The following is a 12,614-nucleotide window of genomic DNA, read 5'->3' on the forward strand; positions in this document are numbered from 1 at the left end:
CCCTGTTATTCGTACCGCAACGCCTGCACCGGATCGAGGCGCGAGGCGCGCCAGGCCGGGAAGATCGTCGCGAGGAAAGAAAGGCCGATCGCCATCAGCACGACCGAAGCCGTTTCGCCGAAATTCATGTCGGCCGGAAGCTGGCTCAGGAAATAAAGCTCCGGATTGAACAGCGTCTCGCCGGAAAGCCAGGAGAAGAACTGGCGGATCGATTCGATATTCAGGCAGACGACGACCCCGAGCAGCACGCCGGCAAAGGTGCCGACGATGCCGATAGCAGCCCCCGTCATGAAGAAGATGCGCATCACCGAGCCGGAGGTCGCCCCCATGGTGCGCAGGATGGCGATATCGGCGCCCTTGTCCTTCACCAGCATGATCAGGCCGGAGACGATATTGAGCGCGGCCACCAGCACGATCAGCGTCAGGATCATGAACATGACGTTGCGCTCGACCTGCAGTGCCGAGAAGAAGGTCTTGTTGCGGTCGCGCCAGTCGCTGATCAGCACCTGACGCCCTGCCGCCTCTTCCACCGGCGCCCTCAGTGCCTCGACGTCATCGGGGCGAGAGACGAACAGCTCGACGGATTGGGCGATACCTTCGGCGTTGAAATAGAGCTGCGCTTCTTCCAGCGGCATGAAGATGATCGAGGCGTCATATTCCGACATGCCGATCTCGAAGATGCCCGAGACGGTATAGGATTTGACCCGCGGATTGACACCCATCGGCGTGATGTCGCCTTCCGGCGAGATCAGCGTGATCGTGCCGCCTGCCTGAAGCCCGAGCTGCTCGGCCATGCGCGAACCGATCAAAACGCCGGTGCCGGAGGCAAAGCCGACGAGATCGCCCGATTTCAGGTTGTCGGAGATCGACTTCATCTTGGCGAGATCATCGGCGCGGATACCGCGCACCAGCGCGCCCGTCCCTGCCCCGCCTGGACCGGAGGCCAACGTCTGGCCCTCGATCAGCGGGATCGCCATGGTGACGCCCTGGATGCCGGAAAACTTCGTCGCCAGATCGGCATAGTTGTTCAGCGGCCCGTCCAGCGTCTGCACCATCATATGGCCATTGATGCCGAGGATGCGCGAGATCAGCTCGGTGCGGAAACCGTTCATCACGGCCATGACGATGATCAGCGTCGCAACGCCGAGCATGATGCCGATGAAGGAGAAGCCGGCGATCACCGAAATGAACGCCTCCTTACGCCGGGAGCGCAGGTAGCGCCAGGCCACCATGCGCTCGAAATAGGAAAAAGGACGGGTCGACGGCGGACGGACAGCCGCCTGTTCCTGTTCTGCCGTGGCGACGCTCATCTTGTTTTCCTTATTTCGAAGCGGTCAGCTTGTTGATCGCCGCTTCGATCGACATGGTTTCGCGGGCGCCGGTCTTGCGATCCTTGATCTCGACTTCGCCGGCAGCGATCGAGCGCGGGCCGGCAATGACCTGAACCGGAACGCCGATCAGGTCGGCGGTCGCAAACTTGGTGCCGGCGCGGTCGTCGGTATCGTCGTAGAGCGTGTCGATGCCGGCCTTGGTGAGCGCGGCGTAGATCGTTTCGCAGGCCGCATCGCAGGCGGCGTCGCCGGCCTTCATGTTGATGACAGAGGCGTTGAACGGCGCGACCGAATCCGGCCAGATGATGCCGTTCTCGTCATGGGAGGCTTCGATGATCGCCGGCACGAGGCGGGTCGGGCCGATGCCGTAGGAACCCATGTGGACGGTATGTTCCTTGCCGTCCGGTCCCTGAACCTTGGCGCCCATGGCTTCCGAATACTTGGTACCGAAATAGAAGATATGGCCGACTTCGATGCCACGGGCGGAAAGTTTGTCGCCCTCGGCAACCGCTGCGAAAGCGGCCTCGTCATGCATTTCCGAGGTCGCGGCATAGCGCGAGGTCCACTTGTCGAAGATCGCCTTCAGGCCGGCGACATCGTCGAAGTTGGTGTCTTCGGTCGGAATGTCGAAGCCAAGGAAATCCTTATGGCAGAAGACTTCCGATTCACCGGTCTCGGCGAGGATGATGAATTCGTGGCTGAGATTGCCGCCGATCGGGCCGGTATCGGCGCGCATCGGAATGGCGCGCAGACCCATGCGCGAGAAGGTGCGCAGGTAAGCGGCGAACATGCGGTTGTAGGCGTGCTCCGCCCCTTCGCGGTTCAGGTCGAAGGAATAGGCATCCTTCATCATGAATTCGCGCGAGCGCATGGTGCCGAAACGCGGACGGATCTCGTCGCGGAACTTCAGCTGGATGTGATAGAGATTGAGCGGCAGGTCCTTGTAGGACTTCACATAGGACCGGAAGACGTCGGTGATCATCTCTTCATTGGTCGGGCCGTAGAGCATCGGCCGGTCCTGCCGATCCCTGATGCGCAGCATCTCCTTGCCATAGGCGTCGTAACGGCCGCTTTCCTGCCAGAGCTCGGCCGACTGCAACGTCGGCATCGAAAGCTCGACGGCGCCGGAGCGGTTCTGCTCTTCGCGTATGATGGCATTAACCTTGTCGAGCACGCGCTTGCCCAGCGGCAGCCAGGTATAGATGCCCGACGAGTTCTGCTTGATCATGCCGGTGCGCAGCATCAGCCGGTGGGAGACGATTTCCGCTTCCTTCGGATTTTCCTTGAGGATCGGCATGAAAAAGCGGGAAAGACGCATGAAGAGGTTCCGGTACTTGGAGCATCCCGCCCTATCGGTTGAATCGGGCGAAATAAGGTTGAGCCTGCAGGCCTCGCACCGGCACTTTGGAGCGCCGAACGGACCACGCCGTTGGAATTTCAAGAAGCGGGGAAATCAGGAATCGTTCACCAATTCGGCAGATTCCGCCAAAGCCGTTCATAGACGCTTCGCGGCGGGAAGAAAACCCGTCATTTCTGCGAGGCAAGACCTGTGGTGCATACCGTAGGGGAAAACTGCGGACGGGTAAGACCAATCCCGAAAAGAGACGCAGTAACAAATATGTGAGATGGGTTGTCAATTGAAAAATTTTACCCGAGTGTCGCAAAAATGCAAAAAAATCGGATGACAACGCCTAAGCTATGAGCTAGTTTCGGCTCACAAAAGAGGCAGGGAGATTAAATTCTTGTCGATTTCGCGGTCAAGTCTTGGGAGGATAAGATCTTAGGCGCGATTACCCGCAGCCACCGGTAACGGATAAGGATCACGCGATACTTTAAAAACAAGGCTTTCAGCCTTGTTTTTTTTTGGCTTCTACGCCTGATGCCACGGGACAGCTTTCCCTTTTGAAAGAAAATGTGCCGAAAGTAAGGCTGCCATAACCGTGGTTGGCAAGCTCACGCCGCGTCAAGTAACGTCAAAGAACAGCCCGCCCGAAACGGCGGCCGGTCGGGTCGTTTTTCGACCCTTCCGAGCCATATCCCTCAGTAGAATTTGGGGGCGAATTGCGGGATGGCATCCAGCCCGTAACCGAGCTTCACCGACAGGATATACCAGGCTAGTTGAATGACCGCGGCCAGCACCGTCGTCATCAGGAAGACGCGCAAGGCGCGAAACCGGGCCGGGGCGCTTTCGACCGAACCGGGCACGACCTCGTTCTCTTCCGCCTGGGTGCGCAAACCCAACGGCAGGACGATGAACAAGGTCAGCCACCAGATGATGAAATAGATGGCAAAGGCGGAAAAGAGCGGCATTCGATACCATTCCTGAAAAGGCCGAAGGGCGAACAGCGGCGCTTATAGACCTTCAGGGCCAGTGGCGCAAATTGGCGGACAGCGCCTTTCTGTCACACCTGTTCGAGTTCGATCAGTGTGCCGAAGAAATCCTTCGGATGCAGGAACAACACCGGCTTGCCGTGCGCCCCGATCTTCGGAGTGCCGTCGCCCAGCACCCGCGCACCACCGGCCACCAGCCCGTCGCGGGCGGCGATGATATCGGCGACCTCATAACAGATGTGGTGCATGCCGCCGGATGGGTTCTTCTCAAGGAAGACCGCGATCGGCGAGCCCTCGCCCAGGGGTTCCAGCAGCTCGACCTTGGTGTTTTCCAGCTCGACGAACACCACCCGCACGCCATGCTCCGGCAGGCTGTCCGGCGCCGTCACCCGCGCGCCGAGCGTATCGCGATACCGCGCAGCCGCGATTTCGAGATCCGGCACGGCAAGGGCGATGTGGTTGACGCGGCCGAGCATGGATCAGACCTTGTTGAGGAAGACGGTGACGAGCGGCTTCTTGCCCCAGACATCGTTGGCGGTGCCGCGCACGGCGCGACGGACGGCTTCCTTGACCATGCCGAGATCCTTGCGCTTGCCGCGCGGAATGCTTTCCACGGCGCCAAGCACGGCGTCATAGAGCGTATCTTCCATGCTCTCGCCCTCGTCGTCGAATTCCGGCAGGCCGATGGTCACAACCTCCGGGTCGTCGGTGAAATCGTAGCGTTCGTCGAGCAGCACGCTGACGGTGACGTGGCCGGCGAAGGACAGCTTGCGGCGCTCGCCGATACCCATCTCGTCGAAATCGCCGATCAGGTCGCCATCCTTGTAGATGCGGCCGTGCGGCGCTTCGCCGATGACTTCGGGAGCACCCGGCGCGAGCCGCAGGATATCGCCGTTGCGCAGCCGCGGCACGGTCTTGATGCCGGATTGCAGTGCAAGCTCGCCCTGCGCCACCAGATGCGCGGCTTCGCCATGCACCGGCACGACCATCTGCGGCCGGGTCCAGGCATACATCTGCTGCAACTCGTTGCGGCGCGGATGGCCGGAAACATGCACCAGCGCCTCGTTATCGGTGACGATGTGGATGCCCTGCTCCACCAGTCCGTTCTTGATATCGTTGATCGCCTTCTCGTTGCCGGGAATGGCGCGGGAGGAGAAGACCACGGTATCGCCGGCGCTGAAGGCAACGTTGCGCATCTCGTCGCGGGCAATCTTGGCAAGGGCGGCGCGCGGCTCGCCCTGGCTGCCGGTCAGGATCACCACGACCTTGTCGCGGGGAATGAAGCCGAACTCGTCTTCGGCGATGAAGGGGGCGACCCCTTCCATCAGCCCGACATCACGCGCCACGGCAACGACGCGCTTCATGGAGCTGCCGAGCAGCAGCACTTCGCGGCCGGCGGCGGCAGACGCCTTGGCAATCGAGCGGATACGCCCGACATTCGAGGAGAAGGTGGTGATCGCCACACGTCCCTCGGCGTTTTCGATGATCTTGGTCAGGCTTTCCGAAACCTCGTCTTCCGAGGGGGAAACGCCGTCGCGCATGGCGTTGGTGCTGTCGCACATCAGGGCGAGCACGCCCTCGTCGCCGATCTCGCGGAACCGGGCTTCATCGGTCAGCGGGCCGAGCGATGGTGCGTGGTCGATCTTCCAGTCGCCGGTGTGGACGACATTGCCGAGCGGCGTGCGGATGATCAGCGCCATCGGTTCCGGGATCGAGTGATTGACGCCGACGGCCTCGATTTCGAAGGGGCCGACATTGATGCGGTCGCCCTGCTTGAAGATGGTGATCGGAATATCCGAACGGCTGCGCTCGTAATTGCGCTTGGCTTCCAGCATGCCGGCCGTGAACGGCGAGGCATAGACGGGCACGTTCAGGCCCGGCCAGAGATCGGACAGCGCGCCGTAATGGTCCTCGTGGGCATGGGTGATGATGATGCCCTTCAGGTTCTTGCGCTGCTCGGCAAGAAAGCGGATGTCGGGCAGGACGAGATCGACGCCCGGAAGGTCGAGCCCCGGAAAGGTCACGCCGCAATCGACCATGATCCACTGGCGGTTGGCGGGCGAGCCGTAGCCATAGAGGCCAAGGTTCATGCCGATTTCGCCGACGCCGCCGAGCGGAAGGAAGACAAGTTCTTCTGGTTTGCTCATGAAATGATTGTGCCTTGTTCTATCCGAAAAATACATCGCCGGCGGCGATACGCTCGATCATCCCCGACCCGAGGTCAAGAACCAAGCGGCCATCTTCGTCGATGCCTGTGAAAATCCCGACGATCGAACGGTCGGGAAGATTGACTGTGATTTTCTGGCCGATGCCGGCCGCCGCCGAGCGCCAGCGCTCGATGACATCAGCGATGCCCTCACCGCGGTTCCAGAGCGCCAGGATTTCGGCCATCGCCTGATAGTAATGGGCGAAAAGCTCATCCGGCGAAACGCTCGATCCTTCCGCGCGAAGGCTGGTGACAGGGTAGAGACCATGATCCGGCAAGACGGCGATATTGATGCCGCAGCCGATGACCAGCGCCTGCCGGCCATCTGCAAGCCGCTCGCTCTCCAGCAGGATGCCGCAGGCTTTTTTGCCGCCGATCATCACGTCGTTCGGCCACTTGATCGTCACCGGATTGCCGCCCGGCGGCATGACCGCACGAATGGCGTCATAGACCGCGACGGCCACCGCCAGAGGCAGCGAGCCGAGCTTTTCGACAGGTGCGGGATCGATGAGAAGCAAGGAAGAATAGAGATTGCCGGGCTCGGACATCCAGCTACGGCCCCGGCGGCCGCGGCCGGCCGTCTGTCGAACTGCGGTGATCCAGTGATGGCCGGCATCACCCGCCCGCGCAAGAGCCAGGGCTTCCGTGTTGGTGGAGCCGACTTCACCGAGCGCCGTGTGCCTGAAGTCGGGCAGCGATGACCTGCCCGACCCGGCTTCAATGCTCAAAAGAACGTCCGCGCCGCGACTTCGGCGGCAGTACCGATCGGGCCACCGATCAGCACATAGGCAAGAACGAACAGGCCGCTCAGGCCATAAACCAGCTTCAGCGAGCCGGACGGACGGGCAAACTCGCCCTTCGGCTCATCGAACCACATGACCTTGACGACGCGCAGGTAGTAGTAGGCGCCGACCACCGACGCGAGCACGCCGATGATGGCGAGCGCATAGAGATGCGCCTCGATCGCCGCCATGAACACGAAGTACTTGGCGAAGAAGCCTGCCAGCGGCGGAATGCCGGCCAGCGAGAACATCATGATGGTCAGGACAGTTGCCATGAAGGGGTTGGTCTGCGAGAGGCCGGCGAGATCATCGACGTTCTCGCGGGCTTCGCCGTCCTTGCGGCGCATCGCCATGATGATGGCGAAGGAGCCGAGCGTCATGACGACATAAACCAGCATGTAGATCAGCACGCCACGAATCCCGGCCATCGAGCCGCTGGCGATGCCGACCAGGGCGTAACCCATGTGACCGATGGACGAATACGCCATCAGTCGCTTGATGTTGCGCTGGCCGATCGCGGCAAAAGAGCCGAGCAGCATCGAGGCGATCGAGATGAAGACGACGATCTGCTGCCAGTCGGCGTGAACGGGCTCGAACGGGGTGATGACGATGCGGATCAGCATGGCCATCGCAGCAACCTTCGGGGCAGCCGCGAAGAAGGCGGTGACCGGGGTCGGCGCGCCTTCGTAAACGTCCGGCGTCCACATATGGAAGGGCACGGCCGAAATCTTGAAGGCAACGCCGGCCAGAATGAAGACCAGGCCGAAGACGAGACCGAGCGAACGGGTTTCCGCCGAAAGGGCGCCGGCGATTTCGGCAAAGCCGGTATGGCCGGTGAAGCCATAGACCAGCGACATACCGTAGAGCAGCATGCCCGAGGAGAGCGCGCCGAGCACGAAATACTTCAGGCCCGCTTCGGTGGAGCGCACGTTGTCGCGGTTGATCGCAGCAACGACGTAAAGCGCAAGAGACTGCAATTCGAGGCCGAGATAGACGGCGATCAGGTCGTTGGCCGAGATCATCAGAAGCATGCCGAGCGTGGCAAGCGTCAGAAGCACCGGATATTCGAACTTGTCGACACCCGTCAGACGCGCCTGCCCTGCAGACATGAAGATCGCGACGATCGAGCCGCCGAGCGTCAGCACTTTCATGAAGCGGCCGAAGGCATCGGAGACGAAAACGCCGTTATAGGCAGTGCCGTCGCCGGTGCCCCAGATCAGCACCGCGCCGGAAATGGCGAGGATGATAATCGCGAGCCAGGTCGCGACACCCGGCTTTTCGCCGGTGAAGACGCCGACCATCAGCAGGAACAGCGCGCCCACCGCAAGAATGACTTCCGGCAGCGACAGGTGCAAACTTGCAAGGATTGTTTCAGCGGTCATGTTCAATCACGTCCTGTCGTCATTTCACGGACAGCGCAACATCGTGCGCCGCCTGCACTGCAGCGGAATAGTTGTTGACCAGAAGGTCGATCGAAGCGGCCATCGCATCGAAGACCGGAGCCGGATAGATGCCGAAGAAGATGGTCAGCACGATCAGCGGATAGAGAATGAGCTTCTCGCGGCCGGAAAGATCGAGCAGAGCCTTCAGGCTTTCCTTGTCGAGCGGGCCGAAAATCACCCGGCGATACAGCCAGAGCGCATAGGCAGCCGACAGGATGACGCCGCTCGCGGCAAAGAACGCGACCCAGGTGTTGGCGCGGAAGGCGCCGAGCAGGGTCAGGAGTTCGCCGACGAAGCCGGAGGTGCCGGGCAGACCGACGTTCGCCATGGTGAAGACCATGAAGGCGACGGCATATTTCGGCATGTTGTTGACGAGGCCGCCATAGGCCGCGATCTCGCGGGTGTGCATGCGGTCATAAACGACGCCGACGCAGAGGAAGAGCGCGCCCGAGACGATACCGTGCGACAGCATCTGGAACACCGCGCCCTGTACGCCCTGAACATTGGCCGCGAAGATGCCCATGGTGACATAGCCCATGTGCGCGACCGACGAATAGGCGATCAGCTTCTTGATGTCCTGCTGCATCATCGCGACCAGCGAGGTGTAGATGATGGCGACAACCGACAGCGTGAAGACGAACGGGGCGAAATATTCCGACGCCAGCGGGAACATCGGCAGCGAGAAACGGATGAAGCCGTAGCCGCCGAGCTTCAGCAGAACGCCGGCCAGGATGACCGAGCCTGCCGTCGGCGCCTGAACGTGCGCGTCGGGAAGCCAGGTGTGGACCGGCCACATCGGCATCTTCACCGCAAACGAGGCGAAGAAGGCAAGCCACAGCCAGATCTGCATCTGGCGCGGGAACTGATAGGCGAGCAGTTCCGGAATATCCGTCGTGCCGGCCTGCCAGTACATGGCCATGATGGCGAGCAGCATCAGCACCGAGCCGAGCAGCGTATAGAGGAAGAACTTGTAGCTGGCGTAAACGCGGTCCTTGCCGCCCCAGACGCCGATGATGATGAACATCGGAATGAGGCCGGCTTCGAAGAACACGTAGAACAGCACGATATCGAGCGACACGAACACGCCGACCATGAACACTTCCAGCAAAAGGAAGGCGATCATGTATTCCTTGAGGCGCTTCTCGACCGAATGCCAGCTTGCGAGCACGCAGAACGGCATCAGGAAGGCGGAAAGCACGACGAACAGCACGGAGATGCCGTCGACGCCGAGATGATAGGAAATGCCGGTGCCGAGCCAGGCATGCTTTTCCACCATCTGGAAGCCAGGATTGGCGTTATCGAAGTTCCACCAGATCACCGCCGACACGAGGAAGACGACGATCGTGGTGAGAAGCGAGATATTCAGGATATTGCGGCGGCCGGCCGGGCTGTCCTCGCGCGTAAGCAGGAGCAAAGCCACGCCAACCAGCGGGAGAAAGGTGACCGCTGAAAGAATGGGCCAATCGGTCATCAGAAGGAACTCCCGAGCATCATCCAGGTAATGAGCGCGGCGATGCCGATCAGCATCACGAACGCATAGTGATAGAGGTAGCCGCTCTGCAGGCGAACGACGCGGTCGGTCACGTCGACGACGCGGGCGGCAATGCCGTTCGGGCCGTAGCCGTCGATGACGCGGCCATCGCCTTCCTTCCACAGGAAGGTGCCGAGCCACTTGGCGCTGCGGACGAACAGGAGGTCATAGAGTTCGTCGAAGTACCACTTGTTGAGCAGGAACTGGTAGAGCACGCGATGCTGCTCGGCCAGATACTTCGGCGTCTGCGGCGAACGGATGTACATATACCAGGCGGTGACGAAGCCGAGGACCATCGCGATGAACGGGCTGAGCTTCACCAAAGCCGGCACGTGATGGAAGTGCTCGAGGATTTCGTTTTCCGGGCCGGTGAACAGCGCGCCTTGCCAGAACTCGCCATATTCTTCGCCGAAGAAATAACCTTCGCCGAGGAAGCCGGCAAAGACGGCGCCGATTGCCAGGATGAACAGCGGCACGAGCATGACCATCGGCGATTCATGCACGTGGTGCATGACTTCGTGGGAAGCGCGCGGCTTGCCGAAGAAGGTCATGAAGATCAGGCGCCACGAGTAGAAGCTCGTGAACATGGCTGCGATCACCAGAAGCGCGAAAGCGAAGCCGCTGACCGAGGAGTGCGCGGCATAGGCCGACTCGATGATCACGTCCTTGGAGAAGAAGCCGGCAAGGCCGAACGAAGTGAACGGAATGCCGACGCCGGTGATGGCGAACGTGCCGATCATCATCATCCAGTAGGTCCATTTGATGTGCGGGCGCAGGCCGCCCATGTAGCGCATGTCCTGCTCGCCATCGACGGCGTGGATGACCGAGCCGGCGCACAAGAACAAGAGTGCCTTGAAGAACGCGTGCGTGAACAGGTGGAAGATCGCCGCGCCATAGGCGCCGCAGCCGAGGGCCACGAACATATAGCCGAGCTGCGAACAGGTCGAATAGGCGATGACGCGCTTGATGTCGTTCTGCACGAGACCGACGGTCGCCGCGAAGAAGGCGGTGATCGCGCCAACCACGGTCACGACGGTCAGGGCGGTGTGCGAGAGTTCGAACAGCGGCGACATGCGGGCGACGAGGAAGACGCCGGCGGTGACCATGGTTGCGGCATGAATGAGCGCCGAAACCGGGGTCGGGCCTTCCATGGCGTCCGGAAGCCAGGTGTGCAGCAGGAACTGCGCCGACTTACCCATCGCGCCCATGAACAAGAGCAGGCAGACGGCGGTGACCGCGTGGCCCTTGTCGAGGTGCATGCCGAGGAAGGTCAGCACAGCCTCGCCGCCTTCGGCAGCGCCTTCGTGCGGCAGGTAGGTGGCGGTCGCGGCAAAGATCGTTTCGAAGCTCACCGAGCCGAACAGCACGAACACGCCGAAGATGCCGAGCACGAAGCCGAAGTCGCCGACGCGGTTGACGATGAAGGCCTTCATGGCGGCGGCCGAAGCGGACGGCTTCTTGTACCAGAAACCGATCAGCAGGTAGGACGCCAGACCCACGCCTTCCCAGCCGAAGAACATCTGCAGCAGGTTGTCGGAGGTCACCAGCATCAGCATGGCGAAGGTGAAGAGCGACAGATAGGCAAAGAAGCGCGGCCGATGCGGATCGTGGTGCATGTAGCCGATCGAATAGAGGTGAACCAGGCTCGAGACCGTGTTGACGACGACGAACATGACGGCCGTCAGCGTATCGACGCGGAACGCCCATTCGCTGTCGAACCCACCCGACTGCACCCAGCGCAGGACGCTGACGCGGATCATCTCGGTTTCGCCGAGCGCGACGTGGAAGAAGACGATCCAGGACAGGACCGCCACGACCATCATGAAGCCGGTGGTGACGTATTCGGAGGCCTTGGCGCCGATCGCGGTGCCGAACAGGCCGGCGATCAGGAAGCCGATCAGCGGCAGAAAGACGATGGCTTTGATAAGCGTATCCATGGCCCGGTCAGCCCTTCATCATGTTGACGTCTTCAACCGCGATGGAGCCGCGGTTGCGGTAGAAGACGACGAGAATTGCAAGGCCGATCGCGGCTTCCGCGGCCGCGACGGTCAGAATGAACAGGGCGAACACCTGGCCGGTGATGTCGTTGAGGAACGACGAGAAGGCGACCATGTTGATGTTGACCGCAAGCAGGATGAGTTCGACCGACATCAGGATGATGATGACGTTCTTCCGGTTGAGGAAGATGCCGAAGACGCCGAGCATGAACAGAATGGCGCTGACGGTCAGATAATGGGAAATACCGATTTCCATGATGGGTTCCTTGACCTCGCGTCCGTATTAAAGGCCCTGCCCCGACTTCACCTTGACCACTTCGACAGCGGTCTTCGGCGAGCGGGCAACCTGTGTGGGGATATTCTGGCGCTTGATGTTTTCGCGGTGACGCAGCGTCAGCACGATCGCGCCGATCATGGCGACCAGAAGCACCAGACCGGCGATCTGGAAGAAGTAGACGTAGTGGGTATAGAGCACGTCGCCGAGGGCTGCCGTGTTCGTGCGCTCGGTAATCGCCGGGATCGGCATCGAGATCGACTTGGCGATTTCCGGCGAAAACGTGCTGCCGCCGATGACGATGATCAACTCGGCTGCGAGGATCAGGCCGATCAGCGCGCCAACCGGTGCGTATTCGAGCACCCCTGCCCTCAGCTGCGTGAAGTCGATGTCAAGCATCATCACCACGAAGAGGAAGAGAACCGCAACGGCGCCGATATAGACGACCAGCAGGATCATGGCGAGGAACTCGGCGCCGGTCAGCAGGAACAGCCCCGCGGCGTTAAAGAACGTCAAAATCAGGAACAACACGGAGTAAACCGGGTTCCTGGCCGAGATCACCATGAAAGCCGACGCCACTGCGACGAAGGCGAAGAGATAGAAAAACAGAGCCTGCAGACCCATGATCGGTGCCTTTTTCGTCTTTGGCCGGAGGCGGCATCTGCCGCTCCAGCCACGGGCGCACCGGAGGTACGCCCCAAAACCTGTTTGAAACCCGCC

11 protein-coding genes are annotated in these 12,614 nt (G+C 61.1%); all 11 read right to left on the minus strand.

All coding sequences use genetic code 11. From position 1 onward, the window contains the following. Positions 1-5 precede the first annotated feature (5 nt). The gene (locus tag ASC86_RS00105) at positions 6-1,310 is read right to left on the minus strand and encodes a lipoprotein-releasing ABC transporter permease subunit (protein WP_056314673.1); all 1,305 of its coding nucleotides are present in this window, start codon (positions 1,308-1,310) and stop codon (positions 6-8) included. Positions 1,311-1,320: 10 nt separating this feature from the next. Then, entirely contained in the window at positions 1,321-2,649 is a 1,329-nt protein-coding gene (gene proS / locus ASC86_RS00110; protein WP_056314675.1) for a proline--tRNA ligase, read from the minus strand. A gap of 722 nt (positions 2,650-3,371) precedes the next feature. Next, complete coding sequence (locus ASC86_RS00115) at positions 3,372-3,641, minus strand: DUF1467 family protein (protein ID WP_056314677.1); 270 nt, start codon at positions 3,639-3,641, stop codon at positions 3,372-3,374. 92 nt (positions 3,642-3,733) lie between these two features. Continuing rightward, positions 3,734-4,138, minus strand: a complete 405-nt coding sequence (gene mce / locus ASC86_RS00120) for a methylmalonyl-CoA epimerase (RefSeq protein ID WP_056314679.1) — start codon at positions 4,136-4,138, stop codon at positions 3,734-3,736. Positions 4,139-4,141: 3 nt separating this feature from the next. Then, on the minus strand, positions 4,142-5,809 hold the full coding sequence (locus ASC86_RS00125) for a ribonuclease J (protein WP_056314681.1): 1,668 nt from the start codon (positions 5,807-5,809) through the stop codon (positions 4,142-4,144). Between the two features lie 19 nt (positions 5,810-5,828). After that, entirely contained in the window at positions 5,829-6,596 is a 768-nt protein-coding gene (locus ASC86_RS00130) for a biotin--[acetyl-CoA-carboxylase] ligase (RefSeq protein ID WP_056314683.1), read from the minus strand. Then, a complete protein-coding gene (gene nuoN, locus ASC86_RS00135; RefSeq protein WP_056314686.1) occupies positions 6,593-8,032 on the minus strand; it encodes an NADH-quinone oxidoreductase subunit NuoN in 1,440 nt (479 codons plus the stop codon). The genes ASC86_RS00130 and nuoN overlap by 4 nt, the downstream gene beginning before the upstream one ends. Before the next feature lie 19 nt (positions 8,033-8,051). Continuing rightward, positions 8,052-9,563 carry an NADH-quinone oxidoreductase subunit M gene (locus tag ASC86_RS00140; RefSeq protein WP_056314687.1) on the minus strand — a complete coding sequence of 504 codons (1,512 nt, stop codon included), beginning with the start codon at positions 9,561-9,563 and terminating at the stop codon, positions 8,052-8,054. After that, positions 9,563-11,560, minus strand: coding sequence for an NADH-quinone oxidoreductase subunit L (gene nuoL / locus ASC86_RS00145; protein WP_056314689.1), 1,998 nt, complete (start codon positions 11,558-11,560; stop codon positions 9,563-9,565). Before nuoL ends, ASC86_RS00140 begins: the two co-directional genes overlap by 1 nt. A 7-nt stretch (positions 11,561-11,567) precedes the next feature. Beyond that, complete coding sequence (gene nuoK, locus ASC86_RS00150) at positions 11,568-11,876, minus strand: NADH-quinone oxidoreductase subunit NuoK (RefSeq protein ID WP_056314690.1); 309 nt, start codon at positions 11,874-11,876, stop codon at positions 11,568-11,570. Positions 11,877-11,903: 27 nt separating this feature from the next. Then, a complete protein-coding gene (locus ASC86_RS00155; RefSeq protein WP_056314692.1) occupies positions 11,904-12,518 on the minus strand; it encodes an NADH-quinone oxidoreductase subunit J in 615 nt (204 codons plus the stop codon). Positions 12,519-12,614: the final 96 nt, after the last annotated feature.

Source organism: Rhizobium sp. Root1212 (assembly GCF_001424985.1).
In the GTDB taxonomy this organism is placed as follows: Bacteria; Pseudomonadota; Alphaproteobacteria; order Rhizobiales; family Rhizobiaceae; genus Pararhizobium.